Genomic DNA, 22,257 nt, shown 5'->3' on the forward strand with positions numbered 1-22,257 from the left:
CCCCGGCGGCGATGCCTTGCGAACACCAGGCTAACGACTTGGTCACAAGTACCTCGAACCGAGGGTCACATACACCATCCGACCGGCCGAATGGGGGTGTGAGCCGATCGTCGCGGTGAGCAGTAGTGCACGGATGAGACACTGGAGGGCGTGACGATGACGACGAGCGAGCTGAGCACCGGGCTGCGGATCGGGCCGTATCCGGTCGATCCGGCGGTCGTGCTCGCCCCGATGGCCGGAATCACGAATCTGGCGTTCCGCAAACTCTGCCGCGAATTCGGCAGCCCCACCTCGATCTACGTCTGCGAGATGATCACCGCGCGGGCGGTGGTGGAACGCAATGAGAAGACGCTGCACATGATGTCGTTCGACGAGGACGAGCATCCGCGGTCGATGCAGCTCTACGGCGTCGATCCGGCGACGCTCGGCGAGGCCGTGCGCATCATCGTCGGCGAGGGCTGGGCCGATCACATCGACCTCAACCTGGGCTGCCCGGTGCCCAAGGTCACCCGCCTCGGCGGCGGTGCCGCGCTGCCGTACAAGCGCGCGCTGTTCGCCCGGATCGTGCGCGCGATGGTGGCCGGGGCCGCACCGGCAGGCATCCCGGTGACGGTGAAGTTCCGCATCGGCATCGACGACGACCACCTCACCTACCTCGACGCGGGCCGAATCGCCGAATCCGAGGGAGCCGCCTCCGTCGCCCTGCACGCGCGCACCGCCGCACAGCGCTATTCCGGGCAGGCCGACTGGTCGGCGATCGCCCGGCTCAAGGAAGCCGTGACCACGATCCCGGTGCTCGGCAACGGCGATATCTTCTCCGCCGACGACGCCGTGCGGATGATGGACGAGACCGGCTGCGACGGCGTCGTGGTCGGGCGCGGATGCCTGGGCCGGCCGTGGCTGTTCGCCGAATTGCAGGCCGCGCTGCGCGGCGAGCCGCTGCCCGAACCGCCGAACCTGGGCCGCGTCGGCGAGGTGCTGTACCGGCACGGCGCGCTGCTGGCCGAGCACCTCGGCGAGGACAAGGCCATGCGTGACCTGCGCAAACACATGGCCTGGTATCTGATGGGCTTCCCGGTCGGCGCCGATCTGCGCCGCTCGTTCGCGACCGTGTCGAGTCTGGTGCAGCTGGAAGATCTCATCGGCCAACTCGACCCCACCGTGCCCTTCCCGCGGGACGCCGAGGGCCCGCGCGGACGCCAGGGCTCGCCGGGCAAGGTGGCGCTGCCGCACGGCTGGCTCGACGATCCCGACGATCCCGCCGTGCCCGCGGGCGCCGACCTGATGCACAGCGGCGGCTGATCCACCCGGCGGCACCTCCGCGGGCAACCGTTCAGCATTCGCTTCGGCATATGACGTTTCGGTCGAGTGGGGCTCTCGTCGGGTGGCCGACCGTGGCGGAATCGTTATCATTGCGGAATCACTTCGGTCGGCCGGAGGCGGCGGCAACAGCGCGACGCCCGGCCGAACAGCGGTAAGACTGGAACACAGCAGTCGGGCCGGGCACTGAGGCAGAACGAAAAGCGAGGTTCGTTGGTGGGTGACGATCGGCACGGGCATTCGCCACGGCCCGGAGGTCGCGCCCCGTGGGAGCGGTATCCCGCGGCGGGTTCCCCCGAACGGGATGGCTCCGACGCGCCGCGCAGATCCCGTCACGCCGACCCCGCGGACTCCGAATCCCCCGCGATCTCGGTGCAGGATCTGGTCAACCGGGTCGACAGCGAACGCATCGGCAGACGCCGATCGGCCGATCCCGGACGCGGTGAGCCGCAAGGGCGCCCGGCGCCGCAAGCGCAGCCGCAGCGTCCGGAAACCGCCTCCCGTCAGCCGATCGCTCCGGCCCAGCGGGCCGCTCCTGGTGCACGGCAGCCGAGGCCGACGCAGCCGCCGCCCGCGGCGGAACCGCCGCCGCGCCGCGCCGCGCCGAGCCAGCGCCAGTCCGCCTCGCCCCCGCCCGACGACGGCGGACGGGCGGCGCAGCGCCGAGGCGAATCCACCCAGCGCCGAGTGGTCGACCCCCTGGCCGCCGATATCGCGCACCCGTCCGTCGATGCCATCCGCCACCCGGCCGAGACGGGGCGCCATCCCGCCGAGGCACCGCGTCGCGGCGCGGAGACCGGCGCGGTGCGGCGTCAACCCGATGGCGCCCGGCGGGCCGTCGACCCGGAGGCCGCGGCGAACCGCCCGGAACCGAAACGCCGTCAACCGGGCTCCACGGCCGCTGTTTCGGCGGCGGCCGCGCCCGGTTCCGGTCGTGGCCGGCAATCCGCCAGCACACCCGTGCGCGGCGCCGGCAGGACCGGCGCCTCGCCGGTGGTGCAGGACATCGCCGGCACTGCCGAGGCCGCAGGCCGGCGTAGCCAGGAGCCGCCCGAAGTCGTCACCGACGTCATCCCACCGGTCGAGGAGACCGGCCGCCCACGCAAGTCGCGTGGCAAGTCCGGTGACTGGCCGACCACCGACACCGCCACCCCGGAAGCCGTCGGCGCGCCGCGGCGGACCCGGCTCGCGGAAAGCAAACGGCGCAAGCACCGCCGGGCACGCGTCGCCGGACGGGCCGCGCTGGCCATCTCGGCGGCCGTCGCACTGCTGATCACCGGCGGCGGCTGGAGCTATCTGCGTGCCAGCGGAAACAGCTTCAACCAGGTGTCCGCGCTCGGCGACAACTCCGAAGACGTCATCGATGGCAATGCCCAGCTCGGCGACGAGAACTACCTCATCGTCGGCACCGACACCCGGGCAGGCGCCAACGGCAAACTCGGCGCGGGAACCGTCGAAGATGCCGAGGGCGCTCGCGCCGACACGGTGCTGCTGGTGCACGTGCCGAAGAACCGCCAGCGCGTGGTGGTGGTGTCGTTCCCGCGCGACCTGGATGTCAGCCGGCCCGAATGCAAGGGCTGGGACAACGCGAACAACGACTACACCGAGGAAACCTTCGAGCCGTTCATGGGCGACAAGCTCAACGCGGTCTACGCCCTCGGCGGTCCACGCTGCCTGGTCTCGACCATCCAGCGGCTGACCGGCAGCACCATCAACCACTTCATCGGCATCGATTTCGCCGGCTTCGAGGCCATGGTCGACCAGGTCGGCGGAGTTCAGGTCTGCACGACCGAACCGCTGATCGATGGCGAACTGGGCACCGTGCTGGACAAGGCGGGCAAGCAGACCATCAACGGCGCGACCGCGCTGAACTATGTGCGCGCCCGCAAGGTCTACGGCGAGATCCGCGGCGACTACGACCGCATCAACCGTCAGCAGAAGTTTCTCGCCTCGCTGCTGCGCACCGCGCTGTCCAGCAAGGTCCTGCTCGACCTCGGCAAGCTCAACGGCTTCATCAAGGCCTTCACCGAAGCGACGTTCGTGGACAAGGTCAAGCCCGACGACCTGCTGACGCTGGGACGTTCGCTGGCGGATGTGAACGCCGGCGCGGTCACCTTCCTCACCATCCCGACCTCGGGCACCAACGCCTACGGCAACGAGATCCCCCGCGAATCCGACATCAAAGCGATCTTCAAGGCGATCCGCGACGACCGCCCGCTGCCCGGTGAGAAGCCCGGCGCGGCCGCACCGACCCCGCCCGATCCGGCTCCGGCTCCGCCGCCCGCCTATGTCGCGGTCGACCCGAGCACCGTCTCGCTCCAGGTGTCCAACGGCTCCGGGATCAAGGGCCAGGCCAGCGCCGCGGCCACCAAACTCAACAATGTCGGCTTCCCGATCTACAACACCGGCAACTACGACGGCGGGACCTCCGACACCACCGTCGTGCGATACGCGACGGGTTACGAGGCGGAGGCGGCGACCGTCGCCAGCGCCATTCCGGGCGCGACCATGGAGGCCGCCGACAGCGCCGGCCTCGGCAGCATCATCGAGGTAGTGCTCGGTTCCGACTACCAGGGCGTGGTCAGCGAACCGACCGCCGTCGGCGAGTCGATCACCGATGTCGCGGCCGCCCCGTCGAGCCCGACCCAGACCGCGCTACCCGAGGATCTCGAGCACATCAACGCCGCGGACGACATCTGCGCCTGACGACTCCAGCAATCTTCCCCAGACGCGGCCCCGGCATTTCACCCGCTGTTCGTGACTTGGACAGCGCCGCGAACTAGTGTCAGTTTTCATGCGTGTCATCTACAACGAGCAAATGGCCGGTCTCGCTCAGCTGTTGGGCGAGATGGCCGGTCTCGCGGGTTCGGCCATGGACCGGGCCACCCAGTCGCTGCTCCAGGCCGACCTGTCGTTGGCCGAACAGGTGATCAGTGAATACGACCGGATCTCGGAGATGATCTCCGACGTCGAGGAGCGCACCTTCGCGCTGCTGGCGTTGCAGGCGCCCGTCGCCGGAGATCTGCGGCAGGTCGTGAGCGCCATCCAGATCGTCAACGACGTGAACCGGATGGGCGCGCTGGCCCTGCATGTGGCCAAGGTGACTCGCAGGCGTCATCCGAACCACGCGGTCCCCGAGTCGGTCAACGGCTACTTCGCCGAGATGGGCCGGATCGCGGTCAGCATGGGTGAGAGCGCCAAGGAGGTGCTCGAGACCCGCGACCCGGAGCGTGCGGCGCTGCTCAACCAGCAGGACGACGCGATGGACGATCTGCATCGCCACCTGTTCACCCTGCTGATGGACCGGGACTGGAAGTACGGCGTCGCCGCGGCCGTGGATGTCACGCTGCTGGGCCGCTACTACGAGCGCTTCGCCGACCACGCCGTCGAGATCGGCCGCCGGGTGATCTTCCTGGTCACCGGTGAACTGCCGCCGGACGACGACGCGGAGGTATAAGGACAAACGGAAAAGGCCCGCGGATCACGCGGGCCTTTTCCGTATCCAGGAGAGCCGGGCCGTACCCGGCCACCTGCCTTATCCGAAGCGACCGGAGATGTAGTCCTCGGTCTGCTTCTGCGACGGGTTGGAGAAGATCTTCTCGGTGTCGTCGATCTCGATCAGCTTGCCCGGCTTGCCCTGGGCCTCGAGGTTGAAGAAGCCGGTCTGGTCACTCACGCGCGCGGCCTGCTGCATGTTGTGGGTGACGATGACGATGGTGTATTCCTTCTTCAGCTCGGTGATCAGGTCCTCGATCGCGAGGGTGGAGATCGGGTCCAGCGCCGAACAAGGCTCGTCCATCAGCAGCACGTCCGGCGAGACCGCGATGGCGCGGGCGATGCACAGACGCTGCTGCTGACCACCGGACAGGCCGCCGCCCGGCTTGTCGAGCCGGTCCTTGACCTCGTTCCACAGGTTGGCTCCGCGCAGCGAGCGCTCGGCGACCTCGTCGAGTTCGGCCTTGTTGCGCACGCCCTGCAACTTCAGCCCGGCCACCACGTTGTCGCGAATCGACATGGTGGGGAACGGGTTCGGGCGCTGGAAGACCATGCCGATGGTGCGGCGCACCCCGACCGGGTCGATCTGCGAGCCGTAGATGTCCTCACCGTCGAGCAGTACCGCGCCCTCGACGCGGGCGCTCGGGGTGACCTCGTGCATCCGGTTCAGCGAACGCAGCACGGTGGACTTACCGCAACCCGACGGTCCGATGAAGGCGGTGACGCTGCGCGGCAGCACGGTCAGGGATACGTCGGCCACGGCGTGGAATTTGCCGTAGTAGATGTTCAGGTCTTTGATATCGATCCGCTTGGCCATCGTGGGTATCCGTTCGCTTCTATCGGTTCCGCGTGAGCAGTTTGTTGACCGCGGCAGCGGCCAGATACAGCAGCGCGATCATCAGGATCAGGGTCAGCGCCGCGCCCCACACCCGCAGCCGGCCCGCCGGTTCCGGGTTCGCCAGCTCTTGGTAGATCAGCAGCGGCAGCGAGGCCATATTGCCGTCGAAGACGTTGAAGTTGATCGACTTGCTGTAGCCGACCAGCACCAGCACCGGCGCGGTCTCACCCATGACGCGGGCCAGGGCCAGCAGGATGCCGCTGATCATGCCGGGCAGCGCGGTCGGGATGACGATGCGCGCGATCGTCTTCCACTTCGGCACGCCGAGCGCGTAGGAGGCTTCACGCAGTTCGTCGGGGACGAGTTTGAGCATTTCCTCGGTGCTGCGCACCACCACCGGCAGCATCAGCAGCACCAGTGCCAGCGAGACCGCGAACGCGCTCTGCGGGAAGCCCATGGTCGCGATCCACAGCGCGAAGATGAACAGCGCGGCGACGATCGAGGGCACACCCGCGAGGATGTCGACCATGAAGGTGGTCACCTTGGCCAGCCGGCCGCGACCGTATTCGACCAGGTAGATGGCGGCCATGATGCCGAGCGGCACCGCGATGATCGCGGCCACCGCGGACTGCACGATGGTGCCGTAGATCGCGTGGTACACACCGCCCGCGGTCTGGTCGGGCAGCACGCCCTTCTGCGAGTTGGTCCACCATTCGGGGGCCACGATCGCTTCGATGCCCTTGCTGATCACCATCCACAGCACCCACACCAGCGGGATCAGCGCGATGGCGAAGCACAGTGTGATCAGGCCGGTGGCGATGTTGTTGCGGATCCGGCGGCCGGTGCTCACATGCCGGAAGGTGGGCGCCTTGACCGGTTTGTCGAGCGTCGTCGTGGTAGTCATCAGGAGTTGACCTTTCCGCCGGACGCCAGCCGGGCCAGCGCGTTGACCACGAAGGTCAGGGCGAACAGCACGAAGCCTGCCGCGATGTAGGCGCCGGTGGGCAGCGCGGAGCTGAACTCCGCGGCCGAGGCGGCGATCCGGGAGGCGAAGGTGTAGCCGCCGTCGAACAGCGACCAGCTGCCGGCCTGGGCGGCGGTGCGCAGCACGATGAGCACCGCGATGGTCTCACCGAGGGCGCGGCCGAGGCCGAGCATGGATCCGGCGATCACACCGCTGCGCCCGTAGGGCAGCACCGTCATCCGCACGACTTCCCATTTGGTCGCGCCGAGCGCTTGCGCGGCTTCGATATGCGACACCGGCGTCAGCGCGAACACCTCACGCGAGACCGAGGTGATGATCGGCAGGATCATCACCGCGAGGATCACGCCGGCGGTGAAGATGGTGCCGCCACCGGAGATCGAGACGTTGCCTTCGGCGAACAGGAAGAAGAACCAGCCCAGCTGTTCGTTGAGGAAACGCTGGACCGGTTCGATCTGGGGTGCGAGCACCAGAAAGCCCCACAGGCCGAACACGATCGATGGCACCGCGGCCAGCAGATCGATCAGCATCGCGAACGGCTTGGCCAACCGGGTGGGCGCGTAATGGGTGAGGAACAGCGCGATGCCGACGCCGATCGGCACCGCGACGACCAGCGCGAAGATCGAGCTCAGCACCGTCACCATGAACAGATCGCGAATACCGAACCGCAGGTGGTCGGCGTTCGTGGTGGAGAACTCGGCGCTGGTGAAGAAGTTGGCCTCGTTGGCCATGACCGAGGGAACCGCGCGAATCAATAGGAACAGCGCGATCAGCGCGATGGCGCCGACGATCGTCGCGCCTGCTGCCGTGGCCAGCGACCGGAAGATCGTTTCGGCCCGCTGGCTGTGGGGCTGTCGTCCCTTGACAGAAGGTGTCTCGGGCTTGGGTTCGCTCGACATAGGCGCAGTATCTCCAGCCGCCTGCCGGCTCGTCGACTTCGACGAACCGGCAGGGGCCACCTCAGGGTGCACGGTCATGGCTGGCTGTCGATCAGGAGATGGCGTTGATCGCGGCGGTCAGCTTGGTCTTGAACTGGTCGGGGATCGGGATGTACCCGGCCTCTTCCAGTCCGGCCTGGCCGTTGGTGACGGCCGAGGTCAGGAACGCCTTCACCGCGGTGGCGGTGGCATCGTCGGCGTAGTCGGAGCACACGATCTCGTAGGTCGCCATCACGATCGGGTAGGCACCGGCCTGCGCGGGCTTGTAGAACGAGGAGGTGTCGAGGGCCAGGTCGTTGCCCTCGCCCTTGATCTTCGCGCCGTCGATGGCCTTGCCGGCCGACTCGACCGACAGGGTCACCGGCTCCGGGCTCGCCGAGGTGATGACCTTGGCGATGGACAGGTTCTGCGCCTTGGCGAAGGACCACTCGTTGTAGGTGATGGAGTTCTTGGTGCTCGCCACCGCGGCCGAGGTGCCCTCGTTGCCCTTGGCTCCTTCACCGACACCGCCGGCGAAGACCTTGCCCGCGCCCTTGCCCCATGCGCCGTCGGAGGCGGCGTCGAGGTAGAGCTGGAAGTTGTCGGTGGTGCCGGATTCGTCGCTGCGGAAGATCACCGCGATCGGCTCGGCGGGCAGCGCGGCGTTCGGGTTCAGCGCCTTGATCTCCGGGGCGTCCCAGGTCTTGACGGTGCCGTTGAAGATCTTGGCGGCGGTCGGGCCGTCCAGCACGAGGTCGGTGACGCCGGCGATGTTGTAGGTGATGGCGATGGGGCCGAAGACGGTCGGCAGGTTCCAGGCCGGCGAAGCGCAGCGTTCCTGTGCCTTGGCGGGCTCGTCCTTCTTCGCGCTCAGCGGCGAGTCGGAGCCACCGAAATCGGTCTGGCCGCCGATGAATTCGCTGACACCCGCGCCGGAACCGCTGGAGGTGTAGTTGAGCGTCTGGCCGTCGCAGTTGGCCTCGTAGGCCGTGGTGAAGCGCTCCATGGCGTTCTTCTGCGAGGAGGCGCCGCTGGCCTTGAGCGATTCCTTACCGCCGCACGCGACGTTGGTGTTCGCCTCGGTTCCGCCGGCCGTGGTGTTGTCATCGCTGCCACAACCGGCCAGCGTCATGGCACCGGCGGCCAGCACACCGACGAGTGCGCTGCTGCGCTTGAACTTCACAATTCCTCCGCATGTTGCGTAACTACTCGCCCGGCCCCTCACCGGCCCGGGCGGGTGATGTGGTGCGGTTCGCGGGGAACTTGCGCACCAGGCAGCGCGTGCTGCCCACAAGTAACCTAGATTCGCCCGGTTGACAGTTGGACCAGGCTGAGTGAACGGAAAGTGAACAGCCCGGCGATAACCGCGCTGACCGGTGTGACATTTGCCCCACATTTACTCGAACTCCCCGAATCGTCCGATTACCGTTCAGTTGGGTTGAGTGCTCGTGTCCGGTTCGTCCGGATTACCGATTGCCGCTCACGCCGGCCGCGTAGGCGGCGTCGACATGGGCGACGGAGAAGCCGAGCCGGGTGTAGGTGCGCACCGCGGAGGCGTTGTCGGCCTCGGTGTACAGCAGCACCGCACCGAGCCCGCGATCGCGTAGGTAGTGCAATCCGGCGAGGGTCAGCAGGCGCCCGAGCCCACGGCCCTGCGCGGCCGGATCGATCCCGACCACATACACCTCGCCCAGCGGCGGATCCAGCTCGGTGTGCACCTTGGTCCAGTGAAATCCCAGCAGCCGTCCGGGATCGCCCGCGTCCACCGCGAGGAACAGCCCCGCCGGGTCGAACCACGGCTCGTCACGGCGCACCGCGATCTCGCGTTCGGTCCAGCCGCCCTGCTCCGGATGCCAGTCGAAGGCGGCGTTGTTGACTCGCAGCAGTTCGGCGTCGTCGCCGGGACCGGCGTAGGTACGCAGCGCAATGCCCTGCGGCACCGTCAATTCCGGTAGCTCCTCGGTAGCCAGATCGCGGCGCATCTGCCAGAGTTCGCGCGCGATCGCCAGGCCGAGCCGCGCCGCCACCGCCCGCGCCGCGGGCAGATTGCCGTGCGCCCATACCCGGGCGCCCGCACCGCCGGCCTCCAGCGCCGCGGCCACCAGTTGGGTGCCGTAACCGATGCCACGCGCGGCGGGATCGACGGCGGCCTCGGCCATCGCCGGATGCTCACCCCGCGCGGGCACCAGATTCGCGTAGCCGATCACCGTCTCGTCGCGCAGACCCAGCAGGTGGTGCGCCGCACCCGGCTCCCGCAGCGATAGCACAGCCTGTTCGGAGACGGCGGCCACGCCGTCGGCCTCGGCCGCCCGTTCCAGCAGCGCACGCACCTGCTCGGCCGATCCGGCGTCGAGCCGGTCGCTCCAGCGCATCGTCATGTCGCTCACTCGCATACCACCCATCCACTGTCTCGTCGGAGATTCCGGGGTCGCGCTACCGCCAATTTAGCGGCAAAACGGACAATTCCCACCGTTGGTGAGCGGTTCGTTATCTAACGTGCCGTTATTGAGCGGTACCGTTCGCCGGCGCCAGCGGAGTGCCGTCCGAACCGTCGGCCTCCTCCTCGGTGAAGGCCGGGGCCTCCCCCTTGGCATTGGAACGCGCGGGCCGCACCGCCTTGTATCCGACATTACGGACGGTGCCGATCAGCGACTCGTACTCGCTGCCGAGCTTGGCGCGCAGCCGCCGCACGTGCACGTCGACGGTGCGGGTGCCACCGAAGAAGTCATAGCCCCACACCTCCTGCAACAGCTGGGCGCGGGTGAAGACCCGGCCCGCGTGCTGGGCCAGATACTTCAACAGCTCGAATTCCTTATAGGTGAGATCGAGCGGACGGCCGCGCAGCCGGGCGGTGTAGGTGCCCTCGTCTATCACCAGCTCACCGAGGGTGATCTTGCCGGTGCTCTCCGGGCTGGCGACGCCGCCGTTGCGGCCGACCAGCAGCCGCAGCCTGGCATCGAGTTCGGCCGGACCGGTGCCGGGCAGCAGGATGTCGTCGAGCCCCCAGTCGGCATTGACGGCGACCAGGCCGCCCTCGGTCAGCACCGCCACTACCGGCACCGAGGAACCGGTGCTGCCGAGCAGACGGCACAGCCCACGGGCGGCCGCGAGATCGGTGCGTGCGTCCACCAGGGCCACATCGGCGGTACCGGCCTCGAGCAGCGAGGCCACCTCGGTCGGGGCGGGCCGGACGGTGTGCGCCAGCAGCGCGAGCGAGGGCAGCACCGATTCCGGGTTGGGGTCGGACGTGAGCAGGAGCAGCTCCACAAGCACTCCTCCCATTTCGTAGCTACGCGAAAGCCCGGCATCGTCGCCGCGTGCCACGTCGCTGGTCACAGGTGATCGGATGCAAGATTAGCGCGTATGCGCCGACGAGCTTGTCATCCGGGTGAGCGGTCCGGTTACTGTTCATTCCATGCGCAAGCTGATTATCGGGCTGCTGTGTCTCGCGGGACTGGCGGTGGTCATCGATTTCGGCGCCGCCGCGTATTCGGAGTACCGCGTATCCCGCTCCCTGCGCGAAGGCGCCGATCTGAGCGCCGACCCCGAAGTGACCTTCCACGGTTTCCCCTTCCTGCGTCAGGCGTTCGACGGCCGCTACGACAACATCCAGATCACCGCACGCAGCATGCGTCCGGACATCCCCGGTGAGATCGCCGTGGAGGCGACGCTGACCGGCATGCAGCTGCCGCTCGGCGACCTGGTCGACGGCCGGGTGCGCAGCGTGCCGGTCGACCGCGTCGACGTGCGCATGCGGGTGGAACCGGTCGAGCTCGGCCGGCTCTTCGGCATCCCCGACCTGCAAGTTCACTCCCGGCCCGCGGACAAATCCGACGGCACCGGCGGCTCCGGCGGATCGGGCATGACCACCGCAGGCGCCCTGGTGCTGACCGGCACCCTGCCCAAGGCGCCCGCCGGACAGTTCGGCGCGAAGATCGCCGGCGAGCGGGTCAGCGTGCAGGCCGATCTGCTGCTGGACGGCGACCAGGTCCGCGTCATCGCGACCGGCTTCTACCGCGGCCCCGACGACACCTCCTCGGTGGTGGTGCCCGAGGACGAGGCTCCCGCGGTGCTGGCCCGATTCACCCGTACCATCGATACGAAGGAACTTCCGTTCGGCATCCGGCCCACCGAGGTCTTCGCGCTCGGCGGCCAGATCGTCGTCGAGGGCCAGGGTGAGAACGTGACGATCGATCTCGACAGATTGCGGCGACAATGATCGAAATCACAATTCTGGTGGTGATGCTGCTGGCCGGCATCGCCGTCGGGCTGTACCTGCGCGGCCGTGAGGGCACCGTCCGCCCGGCCACGCTCGACAAGGACACCGACCAGCGAGCCGAACTGCTGGCCGCGGCGGGCATCACCGGATCCGGCCCGGCCGTACTGCATTTCTCCGCCGAATGGTGCGGTCCGTGCACGGCGGTGCGTCGCGTAGTCGCCGGTGTCACCGAGGATTTGGCCGATTCGCCGCAGCCGCCGCGCGACATCGAGGTCGATATCGACGCCGACCCCACCCTGGCCAAAGCGCTCAATGTGATGTCGCTGCCGACCACGTTCGTCTTCGACGCCGAAGGCCGCGAACGCTTCCGCATCTCCGGCGTCCCGCAGGCCGGCGATCTGCGAAGTGCGCTCACCCCGTTGACGGTCTGAAACCCGTCGTCTACCTGCGGAGTAAGCCTCCTGATCAACCCGGGGTCCAATTCTCCCCGGGAATTGGGTAAACTGCCTTCCGTGCAAACCCACCGCGAGCTGATGCTCACCCGACGCCGCACAGTTGATCTGTGCCGGCTCGGTGGTTGTTGCTGCCTGTGCCGCTGATCGGTCGGCCCGCTCAGATTTCCTGACGCCGACCAGCGTTCGCCGCGCGAGAGATCCCTTGATCCCCCGGCGAATTGGCAATTTTCCCGCCGAACAGCACCTCGAGCGCAGGAGTACGCACGATGTCCACCGATTCCCTCAAGACTTCCGGAACCAGGACCATCCCCGACGGCCACGTCGACGTCCGCGGGCCGCGGTTCGTCGCCTGGGTCACCACCGGCGTCCTCGTTCTGGTCCTGATCGCCTCCGCCTTCTCCCCCGCGATCGCCGCCGTGCTGATCGCGGCGCAGGCGGTGGTCTTCGCCCTCGGCGCCGTCAACGGGCCCAAACGGCACCCGTACGGCCGCATCTACGCGAACCTCATCGCCCCGCGTTCGGGCCCGGTCACCGAGACCGAACCCGAAGCCCCGCTGAAGTTCGCCCAACTACTCGGCCTGGCCTTCGCGGCCGTGAGCCTGCTGGGCTTCGTGCTCGGCGCCCCCGTTGTCGGCGCGCTCTTCGCCGGCTTCGCACTGTTCGCCGCGTTCCTGAACGCGGCGTTCGGGATCTGCCTGGGCTGCAAGATCTATCCCCTGGTAGCCCGTTTCCGCCGGACCCCGGCACCGAACTGACCCTGCAAGTCACCACCGAAAGGAACAACATGGCCCGCTCCGATGTCCTGGTCTCCGTTGACTGGGCCGAAGAGAACCTCAACGCCCCCGGCGTGGTCTTCGTCGAGGTCGACGAGGACACCTCCGCCTACGACGGCGGTCACATCGAGGGCGCCGTCCGGCTCGACTGGAAGAAGGACCTGCAGGATCAGGTTCGTCGTGACTTCGTGAACCAGGAGCAGTTCTCCGATCTGCTCTCGGCGCGCGGCATCTCCAACGACGACGAGGTCATCCTCTACGGCGGCAACAACAACTGGTTCGCCGCCTACGCGTACTGGTACTTCAAGCTGTACGGCCACAACAACGTCAAGCTGCTCGACGGTGGCCGCAAGAAGTGGGAGCTCGACGGCCGCCCGCTGTCCACCGAACCGGTGAGCCGCCCGGCCACCCAGTACAAGGCGTCCGCCCCGGACCTGACGATCCGCGCCTTCCGCGACGAGGTCATCGCGGCCATCGGCGCCAAGAACCTGGTCGACGTCCGGTCCCCTGACGAGTTCTCCGGCAAGATCCTGGCTCCCGCGCACCTGCCGCAGGAGCAGAGCCAGCGTCCCGGCCACATCCCCGGCGCCATCAACGTGCCGTGGAGCAAGGCCGCGAACGAGGACGGCACCTTCAAGTCCGACGAAGAGCTGGCCAAGATCTACGCCGAGGCCGGCCTGGACGGCTCCAAGGACACCATCGCCTACTGCCGCATCGGTGAGCGTTCCTCGCACACCTGGTTCGTGCTGCAGGAGCTGCTCGGCCACCAGAACGTCAAGAACTACGACGGCAGCTGGACCGAATACGGTTCGCTCGTCGGCGCACCGATCGAGTTGGGAGCGTAATCAATATGTGTGCAGCACCTACCCAGGGTCAGGCCATCCCCGCGGGCGTGGACGTGGAGAAGGAAACGGTCATCACCGGCCGCGTGCTGAGCGCCGACGGCCAGCCGGTGGGCGGCGCGTTCGTGCGTCTGCTCGACGGCAACGGTGACTTCACCGCCGAGGTCGTGGCCTCGGGCACCGGTGACTTCCGGTTCTTCGCCGCGCCGGGTTCGTGGACCGTGCGCGCGCTGAGCTCGGCGGGCAACGGCTCGGCCGAGGTCCGCCCCGAGGGCGCGGGCATCCACAGCGTGGACGTCGCGGTCGCGAAGTAATCTCGCAGCCATTCAGCGGCCCCGCAGTTTCCGTTATCGGAGGCTGCGGGGCCGCTGTGCGTCGGTCGGGGCTGTGTCGTGGATGTCCTGTTGCGGCGGAGCGGTGCTGTTGCCATGGGGACGCACTGTGATGCCGCCGGGGGCGTTTGCGTCCGGCCGCACGGTAATAGCTAGACTCCAGATGTGGTCCTCTTCTTCGAGATTCTGCTGGTGGCCGTGTCCATCCTCATCGGGTGGTTCGGCCTGTACGTGTTCTACCGGCTGTTCACCGAGTCATGAGCGTCAGCGGCCGGAGGCGGCAGCGGAGCGTAACCACGCAGGCCGCCGCGAATGACTCGATGGACTCTGTGTCATGAGCGATCTCGCGAGCGAGGGTTCCGATCCGGCCGAGCGAGCGAGCGAGAACATGAACGGCAACGCCCCGGCCGAACGGCCGGAGCGTCGTAGCGGTGATGCCGCGGTGGCCGACGCGGCCGAGCGGGCGAAATCGACCGGTGCCCGCAATATCCCGGTGCTGCCGGATCTGCCGCTGCCCGAGGACACCGCGAATCTGCGGCTCGGGCCGGATCTGAGTTCTGCCATGCTCGCACTGCTGCCGCTGGTCGGCGTGTGGCGCGGTGAGGGCGAAGGCAACGATCCCGAGCGCGGCGACTACCGGTTCGGCCAGCAGATCATCGTCTCCCATGACGGCGGCGACTTCCTGGCCTGGGACTCCCGCTCCTGGATCATCGAATCCGACGGCAGCTACGGCGGGCCCGATCTGCGCGAGAGCGGATACTGGCGGGTCGGCACGGACGCCGACGACGAGGTCATCGAACTGCTGCTGACGCATAGCTCCGGCATCGTCGAGCTGTTCTACGGTCAGGCGCTGACCCAGTCGTCGTGGGAGCTGGCCACCGATGTGGTGATCCGCAGCCAGTCCGGTGTGGTCGTCGGCGGAGCCAAGCGGCTGTACGGGATCGTCGAGGGCGGGGATCTGGCCTACGTCGAGGAGCGGGTGGTGGCCGACGGGCCGCTGGAGCCCCGGCTGTCGGCGCGGTTGCAGCGGTATATCGGCTGAGTCAGCTGCCTCTAGCGCGGTGCCCGATTCGGGTGCCGCGCTTTTTCGTGCCCCGGATATGGAACGACCCCCGAGCCGTACCGTTGTGCCGGAGCACATCGGTCCCGATCGGACAAGATCGGGGACTCGGGGGCCGGGTGACTGCCTGGGATTCGCTATCAGCACGTACTCGCCGAAGGGAATCCATACAGCGGTGGGTGCCTAGCGGGCAGCCACCTCACGCGTCCAAGAGTCAAACATTCTTCAGACCACCTCCTTCCTTGTGTACCGACGAATCTAACCACCGGTCAGGAGGTCGGCAACGGAATTTCGCGCGGGGCGGACACGGGGTTGTGCGCGGCACCGGAAACCGTGCTGACCTGGCCCGACGCATCGACGTGCAGGACCAGATCGGCGCGGTGGTCCGGTGGGAGCTGATGTGTGACGACCACCACATCGCGCTCGGCGTCGACCAGACCGCTGTGCACGTCGAGCAGGGCACGCAGCAGGTCCGCGCCCGCTTCCGCTTCCAGGTGCTCGGTCGGTTCGTCGAGCAGCAGTACCCGGGCCGGCGAGATGAGCGCCCGCGCCAGCAGAATCCGGCGGCGCTGACCGCCCGACACGGCCGCCGGCCCACCCACCAGATCGGTGTGGATGCCTTCGGGCAGCGAGTCGAGCCAGGGGCCCGCGCCCACCGCTCGCAGAGCCTGCTCGCCCTCCTCGGCGGTGAGATCGCCGCGCGCCACCCGCAGATTCTCCAGCACGCTTGTGCCGAAGAGGTGGGCGTCCTCGGCGAAGAAGGTCACGCCGGGGACCGGGGTGCCGAACAGGCCGGCCCACGCCATCAGCAGGGTGGTTTTCCCGGCGCCGCTGGGGCCGACAATGGCTACGCGGTGGGCGTTCGGACGTTCGGGGAATGCACCGACAGGTCCGGGTAGTGCGGGCGGCGTCACGTCGACGGGGACCGGCCTGTTGTCCGGAGCCCCTGGATCGCTTTCGGGCGCCTTCGCCGCGTTCAACCGGTGCAGGGCGGCGCGCGCGGTGGTGAGGGTTTGGGCCGCGGCAGGCAGGGGGCCGACCGCCTCGAAGGCCGACAGCGGCAGCAGGACCAGGATGGTCAGGGCCATCGGGGTCATGGCGCCGGGGGCACCGCCGTCCGGGCCGTAGACGGTGATGCCGATGAGCAGGGCGCCGAGCACGCTCGCGCCGATGGACAGCGGGGTGGCAGCCGCCGACCAGGCGCTGCGGGAGGCGGCGGCATCCTCGGCGGCGACGGCCCGCTTGCTCGCGGCCGAGGCGGCGGCGAGGGCGTCGTCCAGGCGGCCCGCGACGCGCAGTTCGGGGGCATGGTCCAGAACGGTGAGCGCCTGCGCGGTGAACTCCGCGCGGTCGGCGCGCACCGCCCGCTCGGCCGAGGCCGCGGCCCTGGCCGACAGCCACGGCGCGAGAACTCCCGAAACGATCAGCGCCACCGCCAGAATCGCGGCGGCGGCGACCGAGATGAGCGCGAGCAGCACCACCGCGGCGATGGACAGGATCGCGGCCACCGCGATCGGCACGAACGAGCGGACCACCACCGCGCCGAGATCGTCGATATCGCTGCCGACCCGCACGAGCAGGTCGCCGCGCCGCAGATGCGTGGCCGATCGACCGGCCGACGGTCCCGCCGAACTCGCGACGGGGTCCCTTGACGAGCCCGGGCTGTTCGCAGGGCCCGGGGTACCGTCTCGCCCGTTCGCGTGCGCTTCCGGTGTCAGGCTGTGATCACGCCGGTCGCCGGTGACCCGCTGGGCACGCGTACCGGCCGCCGGCACCGGGATCGAATTCCGTCGCGGGATCCACAGATCCGACCGGGCCAGCGCCCGGTAGGTGGTGGTCCGCGCCGTCGTCATCGCCCGCAGCGCCACATCGTGAGTGGCCAGCCGCTCCAGATACCGGCACAGCCCGCGCGAGATGCCCAGCGCCCGCACCGCCACCACCGCGACGGTCAGATCCAGCACCGGCGGCATCTGCCAGGCCCGCGCGATCAACCACGCCGCCAGCGCCGCCAGCGCCAGCCCACTGCCCAGCGCGAGCACACCCCACGCGACCGCCACGGCCACTCGCCACGGCGACAGCCGCAGCATCGACCACATCCCGCGCACGTCACGCATGAGTTCACCTGTCGAGGCGCGCAGCGGTGCAGGGCTCACAGCGCCACCTCCTGCGGACGAGTGGTGGCGGGGACCTCGATGACGGTGTCGGCGACCGCAAGCAGGGGTGGGCGGTGAGCGACGATGACGACTGTCGCGCCGGTGCGGGCGCGGGCGGTGAGGGCGGTGAGCACCGCCGCTTCGCTGTCGGCGTCGAGGTGGGCGGTGGGTTCGTCGAGCAGCAGGATGGGGCGGTCGGCGGCCAGCACGCGGGTCAGGGCCATGCGTTGACGCTGGCCGAGGGACAGACCCGCACCGCCCGCGCCGACCCGGGTGTCCCAGCGGTCCGGGAGCTCGTCCAGCACGGCATCGAAACCGGTTGCCGCGCAGGCCGCCTCGAGTTCGTCGAGCACCCGGGCCGACTGCTTGCGCGGCGGCTCGGTGACGCGAGCGCCGAGCAGTTCCAGGTTCTCCCGCAGCGTGCCCGGCACCAGCACCGGACGCTGCGGCAGCCACGCCACCCGCGACCACCACCGCGCCGAATCGAGGTCGCGCACATCGACGCCGTCGACCCGGACCGCGCCGCGATCCGGCGTGATCAGCCCGAGCACCGCTTGCAGCACAGTCGATTTCCCGCAGCCATTCGGGCCGGTCAGCACCGTGACAGCACCTGGTTTCAGCACCGCCGACAGCCCATCCGGTGCAAGACCGTCACGAGCGCGGACAGCGAGATCACACAGTTCGATCACGCCGACCGAAGAAAACGACTTCGCCTCGGTTCCGCCGGAATACACGGCGGCTCCATTCTGCGCGGGGTCGTACCTGTCGACGTCCTGGAGTGGCGGCTCGGACGAGCGCCCGCCGGTCACACTCCCGCCCGCCCGATCGCTGCTACCAACTGGCACACCGGCACGCACTGAGCGCCCGCCCGGACCATTCGAGGCATGGATCGAAGCCTCGGACGAGCGCCGGCTGCCAAGCCGCTCAGCACTTTGATCGCCGAGGTCAGTGGGCGCACCGTGCTGCGCAGAATGTTCAGTCGAGGAGTCCGTACCGGCTCGGCGATCGCCCTCGGCGGTCGAGTCGTCCACTCTCCCCTCGGTGCCAACGGGGTCGAGCACCGCGAACGCCTTGTCCGCCGCCGCCATTCCGTCCTGCGCCGCGTGGAACCGCTCGCCGACGGTCCGCAATGGCAGATACACCTCCGGCGCCAGCACCAGCGCGACAATGCCCGCGTACAGGCTCATCTCGCCGAAGACCAGGCGCAGGCCGATGGAGACGGCGATCAGCGCGACCGACAGCGTGGCAAGCATCTCCAGCACCATCGACGACAGGAATGCGATGCGTAGCGCCGACATGGTGCGGTGACGGAGAGCGTCGCCGAGTTCCTGGACCCGGCCTGCCATCGTGCGCGGCTGATCGTCCGGCCGACCCGACGCCGAGGCAGACCCATGCGACAAGCCGCCCGCACCGGAACTGGCACGAGCCACGGCCGCCGGCGAACCGGGCGCCTCGGGGGCTTCCGGTGCGCCCGCCGCGCTCTCGCGCCCCAGCGCCCGCAACGTCGGCATGCCGGCGAACAAATCGAGCAGCTGATCCGACAGCCGCGTGGTGGCGTCGAGGGTGGCGCGCGCCCGCCCTTCGGTGAGCAGGCCGATGAGGATCATGAAGATCGGGATCAGCGGCAGCGTGATCACCACGATGATCCCGGAGGTCAGATCGTGCATCGCGATGACGATCCACACCACCGGCGGCACCAGCACCGCGAGCAGCAGCGCGGGCAGGTACCCGACGAGGTAGCCGCGCAGCCCGGACAGTCCGGTGCCGACCACCACCGCCAATTCGGTTCGGCGCGATTCCAGTTCGCGCGGCGGCATCTGCGCCCCCGCCTCCAGCACCGACTGTTCCAGTTCGGCGACCACCGACGCGCCCGCGCGGTGCGCGATCCTGGCCTGCACCCAGGTGGCGAGCACACGGCAGCCGACCGCGAGGGCGAGCACGACCAACTCGACACTCCACGTGCCGATCTCGCGGGCGCCGGGATCGGTGATGACCCCCGCGAGCACCCGTCCGATCATCACCGCGGCGACCACGATGGCGATGGTCGTCAGGACCGAAAGCCCGACGCTCAGGACCAGGTAGCGCCGCGCCGAACGCGCATACCGCCACAGACGCGGGTCGACGGGCGGGCGGCGGGCCATGACCTACTCCTCGACGACGGGCTGGCGCGACAGACCGATACCGGGCGGGATCTGCTCAACGGTAATGCGCTTGCGGAACACCCAGTAGGTCCAGCCCTGGTAGAGCAGCACCACCGGCGTCACGATGACCGCCGCCCAGCTCATCACCTTCAGCGTGTACGGCGTGGACGAGGCGTTGTCGACGTTCAGGCTGAACGCGGGGTCGATGGTCGAGGGCAGCACATCCGGGAACAGCGAACCGAACAGCAACGCCGACGCGGCCACGATCACCAGCGCGGTGCCGGTGAAGGCCCAGCCGTCACGCTCGGCGAAGTGCGCGACGGCAGCGACGGCCAGGCCGAGCACCGCGAGCCCGAGCGGGATCCAGGTCCAGTCGGCGCCGTAGGCGAGCTGGGTCCACAGCCCGAATCCGCCGACCACCAGCGCGGTGGGGGCCAGCAGCAACCGCCCGGTGCGCATGGCATCCTCGCGCACCTCGCCGCCGGTCTTCAAGCTCAGGAACACCGCGCCGTGCAGGGCGAACAGCAGGCCGGTGGTGAGCGCGCCGAGCAGCGCGTACGGGCTGAGCAGGTCGAGGAACGAGCCGGTCATCTGGTGATCGGCGTCGAGCGGGACGCCGCGCACGATATTGGCGAAGACCCAGCCCCAGGCCAGCGCGGGCACCCAGGATCCGATGCCGATGCCGAGGTCGCAGCGCGCCCGCCACACCGGATCGTCGATCTTGCCGCGGTATTCGATGGCGCAGATCCGCAGGATCAACGCGACCAGCAGCAACAGCAGCGGGAAATAGAACCCGGAGAACAGGCTGGCGTACCACTCGGGGAACGCCGCGAACATGGCGCCGCCCGCGGTGATCAGCCACACCTCGTTGCCGTCCCAGACCGGGCCGATGGTGTTGAGCACCACGCGTCTGCGGGTGTCTGCGGCGTGAGCGTCAGGCCCGGAGGCGGCAGCTTGCGTAACCACGGAGGGCCCGCGAGCGCCGCGATCGGATACAGCGCCTCGTCCCAGGACCGGCATCAGCATGCCGACGCCGAAGTCGAAGCCCTCCAGCACGAAGTAGCCGGTGAACAGCACGCCGATCAGAACGAACCAGAACTCTTGCAGATCCATCGTCGGCTCCTAGTAGGCGAACGAAAGCTGTTCGACGGCAGGCTCTTCGGTGCGCGGTTTCGCGCCGGGCTCCCCGGTGTCGTCCGGTCCCTTCGCGGGCGCGGGTGCGCCGGGTTTGTCCGGCCCCTCGATGACGTAGCGGCGCATCAGGTAGAACCACACCACCGCCAGCAGGCCGTACACGATCGTGAAGGTGATCAGCGAGACCCATACCGTGGTCGCGGAATGGTTCGACACGCCGTCCTGCACCAGTAGTCGCAGGTTCGGGTCACCGGTGGGGTTGGGCACCACCACCCAGGGCTGGCGCCCCATCTCGGTGAACACCCAGCCCGCGCTGTTGGCCAGGAACGGAGTCGGGATGGCCAGCAGACTCAGCCAGGAGAACCAGCGCTGATCGGGCACCCGGCCACGGCGCATCACCCACAGCCCGGCGATGGCCAGCAGGGCCGAGCCCCCGGCCAGGCCGATCATGGCGCGGAAGGACCAGTAGGTGACGAACAGGTTGGGCCGGTAGTCGCCGACGCCGTACTTCTCGTTGTAGGTCTTCTGCAGGTCGACGACGCCGTCGAGCGTCACGCCGGTGAACTTGCCCTCGGCCAGCCACGGCAGCACATACGGCACCTCGATGACGTGGGTGACGCTGTCGCAGTTGTTGTGCGTGCCGACCGTCAGCACCGAGAAGTCCGGGTTGGTCGCGGTGTGGCACAACGATTCCGCCGACGCCATCTTCATCGGCTGCTGCTCGAACATCAGCTTGCCCTGGACGTCGCCGGTGTAGATCAGTGCGACGCCCGACAGCGCGATCACCGCCAGCGAGGCCCGGGCGGCCGGGCGCCACATGGTCTTGGCCTCGACGAGCTTCTTCTCGTCGCCGCTGCGCGCGTTGCGCACCATCCACCAGCCCGCGATACCGGCGACGAAGGTGGCCGCGGTCAGGAACGATCCCGCGACGACGTGCGGAAACGCCGCCAGCGCAGTGTTATTGGTGAGCAGTTCGACGATGCTGGTCAGCTCGGCGCGCCCGGTCTCCGGGTTGTAGCGGGCGCCCACCGGATGCTGCATGAACGAGTTGGCGGCGATGATGAAGTACGCCGAGGCGTTGACGCCGATCGCCACCATCCAGATGGTCGCCAGGTGCAGCAGTTTCGGCAGGCGGGACCAGCCGAAGATCCAGAGTCCGATGAAGGTGGACTCCATGAAGAAGGCGACAAGGCCCTCCAGCGCGAGCGGCGCGCCGAAGACGTCGCCGACGAAGCGGGAGTATTCGCTCCAGTTCATGCCGAACTGGAATTCCTGCACGATGCCCGTGGCGACGCCGAGGGCGAAGTTGATCAGGAACAGCTTCCCGAAGAACTTGGTGAGCCGGTACCAGTGTTCCTTGCCGGTGATCACCCACGCGGTCTGCATACCCGCGATGAGCGGGGCGAGTCCGATGGTGAGCGGCACGAACAGGAAGTGGTAGACGGTCGTGATGCCGAACTGCCACCGCGAGACGTCCAAGGCACTCACACTGACCTCCTGGCGATCTACGACGTGTCGTAGTAAAGACTACGCGTGAGGTCAGCCCGGTCAACGTGTCGCGCGACACGACACGCCGACCGCTCGCGGGCCGGTCAG

The 22,257-nt window shown here is 68.6% G+C and carries 19 protein-coding genes; 9 read left to right on the plus strand and 10 right to left on the minus strand.

Annotated features, from left to right (window positions below):
- Positions 1-156: 156 nt before the first annotated feature.
- The 3 genes from dusB (at position 157) to phoU (ending at position 4,777) form a co-directional block, all read left to right on the plus strand.
- The gene (gene dusB / locus FEK34_RS02555; protein WP_138446376.1) at positions 157-1,302 is read left to right on the plus strand and encodes a tRNA dihydrouridine synthase DusB; all 1,146 of its coding nucleotides are present in this window, start codon (positions 157-159) and stop codon (positions 1,300-1,302) included.
- Between the two features lie 234 nt (positions 1,303-1,536).
- Positions 1,537-4,026: an LCP family protein gene (locus FEK34_RS02560; protein WP_249358751.1), complete on the plus strand. Its 2,490-nt coding sequence runs from the start codon at positions 1,537-1,539 to the stop codon at positions 4,024-4,026.
- 88 nt (positions 4,027-4,114) lie between these two features.
- Complete coding sequence (gene phoU, locus FEK34_RS02565) at positions 4,115-4,777, plus strand: phosphate signaling complex protein PhoU (protein WP_138446213.1); 663 nt, start codon at positions 4,115-4,117, stop codon at positions 4,775-4,777.
- Between the two features lie 78 nt (positions 4,778-4,855).
- On the opposite strand, the gene pstB is transcribed toward phoU, so the two are convergent.
- From pstB to FEK34_RS02595, 6 genes are all read right to left on the minus strand, one after another.
- Positions 4,856-5,632, minus strand: coding sequence for a phosphate ABC transporter ATP-binding protein PstB (pstB, locus tag FEK34_RS02570; protein WP_138446214.1), 777 nt, complete (start codon positions 5,630-5,632; stop codon positions 4,856-4,858).
- A gap of 19 nt (positions 5,633-5,651) precedes the next feature.
- The gene (pstA, locus tag FEK34_RS02575; RefSeq protein WP_036532881.1) at positions 5,652-6,557 is read right to left on the minus strand and encodes a phosphate ABC transporter permease PstA; all 906 of its coding nucleotides are present in this window, start codon (positions 6,555-6,557) and stop codon (positions 5,652-5,654) included.
- Complete coding sequence (gene pstC, locus FEK34_RS02580) at positions 6,557-7,534, minus strand: phosphate ABC transporter permease subunit PstC (RefSeq protein ID WP_138446215.1); 978 nt, start codon at positions 7,532-7,534, stop codon at positions 6,557-6,559. Before pstC ends, pstA begins: the two co-directional genes overlap by 1 nt.
- A gap of 91 nt (positions 7,535-7,625) precedes the next feature.
- Complete coding sequence (gene pstS, locus FEK34_RS02585; protein WP_138446216.1) at positions 7,626-8,735, minus strand: phosphate ABC transporter substrate-binding protein PstS; 1,110 nt, start codon at positions 8,733-8,735, stop codon at positions 7,626-7,628.
- A gap of 283 nt (positions 8,736-9,018) precedes the next feature.
- A complete protein-coding gene (gene mshD, locus FEK34_RS02590) occupies positions 9,019-9,945 on the minus strand; it encodes a mycothiol synthase (RefSeq protein ID WP_432760918.1) in 927 nt (308 codons plus the stop codon).
- Positions 9,946-10,054: 109 nt separating this feature from the next.
- Complete coding sequence (locus tag FEK34_RS02595; protein ID WP_138446217.1) at positions 10,055-10,819, minus strand: winged helix-turn-helix transcriptional regulator; 765 nt, start codon at positions 10,817-10,819, stop codon at positions 10,055-10,057.
- A gap of 148 nt (positions 10,820-10,967) precedes the next feature.
- Here FEK34_RS02595 and FEK34_RS02600 point away from each other — a divergent pair, with 148 nt between their 5' ends.
- The 6 genes from FEK34_RS02600 (at position 10,968) to FEK34_RS02625 (ending at position 15,215) form a co-directional block, all read left to right on the plus strand.
- Positions 10,968-11,771, plus strand: a complete 804-nt coding sequence (locus FEK34_RS02600; protein WP_138446218.1) for an LmeA family phospholipid-binding protein — start codon at positions 10,968-10,970, stop codon at positions 11,769-11,771.
- Positions 11,768-12,202 (plus strand): thioredoxin family protein, encoded by a 435-nt coding sequence (locus FEK34_RS02605; RefSeq protein WP_138446219.1) that lies wholly within the window; start codon positions 11,768-11,770, stop codon positions 12,200-12,202. The genes FEK34_RS02600 and FEK34_RS02605 overlap by 4 nt, the downstream gene beginning before the upstream one ends.
- A 290-nt stretch (positions 12,203-12,492) precedes the next feature.
- Positions 12,493-12,981: a DUF4395 domain-containing protein gene (locus FEK34_RS02610; protein WP_138446220.1), complete on the plus strand. Its 489-nt coding sequence runs from the start codon at positions 12,493-12,495 to the stop codon at positions 12,979-12,981.
- A 29-nt stretch (positions 12,982-13,010) separates the two neighbouring features.
- Positions 13,011-13,844, plus strand: coding sequence for a sulfurtransferase (locus FEK34_RS02615; protein ID WP_138446221.1), 834 nt, complete (start codon positions 13,011-13,013; stop codon positions 13,842-13,844).
- 5 nt (positions 13,845-13,849) lie between these two features.
- Positions 13,850-14,155, plus strand: coding sequence for a DUF1416 domain-containing protein (locus FEK34_RS02620; protein WP_048832701.1), 306 nt, complete (start codon positions 13,850-13,852; stop codon positions 14,153-14,155).
- 352 nt (positions 14,156-14,507) lie between these two features.
- Complete coding sequence (locus FEK34_RS02625) at positions 14,508-15,215, plus strand: FABP family protein (protein ID WP_138446222.1); 708 nt, start codon at positions 14,508-14,510, stop codon at positions 15,213-15,215.
- Positions 15,216-15,502: 287 nt separating this feature from the next.
- On the opposite strand, the gene cydC is transcribed toward FEK34_RS02625, so the two are convergent.
- The 4 genes from cydC to FEK34_RS02645 are packed head-to-tail and all read right to left on the minus strand — an operon-like array spanning position 15,503 to position 22,149.
- The gene (gene cydC / locus FEK34_RS02630; RefSeq protein ID WP_249358764.1) at positions 15,503-17,347 is read right to left on the minus strand and encodes a thiol reductant ABC exporter subunit CydC; all 1,845 of its coding nucleotides are present in this window, start codon (positions 17,345-17,347) and stop codon (positions 15,503-15,505) included.
- Between the two features lie 35 nt (positions 17,348-17,382).
- Positions 17,383-19,527, minus strand: coding sequence for an ABC transporter ATP-binding protein/permease (locus tag FEK34_RS02635; RefSeq protein ID WP_138446223.1), 2,145 nt, complete (start codon positions 19,525-19,527; stop codon positions 17,383-17,385).
- Positions 19,528-19,530: 3 nt separating this feature from the next.
- On the minus strand, positions 19,531-20,640 hold the full coding sequence (cydB, locus tag FEK34_RS02640; protein ID WP_138446224.1) for a cytochrome d ubiquinol oxidase subunit II: 1,110 nt from the start codon (positions 20,638-20,640) through the stop codon (positions 19,531-19,533).
- Between the two features lie 9 nt (positions 20,641-20,649).
- Entirely contained in the window at positions 20,650-22,149 is a 1,500-nt protein-coding gene (locus tag FEK34_RS02645; protein WP_138446225.1) for a cytochrome ubiquinol oxidase subunit I, read from the minus strand.
- Between the last annotated feature and the right edge of the window lie 108 nt (positions 22,150-22,257).

It is taken from the genome of Nocardia cyriacigeorgica (assembly GCF_005863245.1).
GTDB classification, from domain to species: Bacteria; Actinomycetota; Actinomycetes; order Mycobacteriales; family Mycobacteriaceae; genus Nocardia; species Nocardia cyriacigeorgica_C.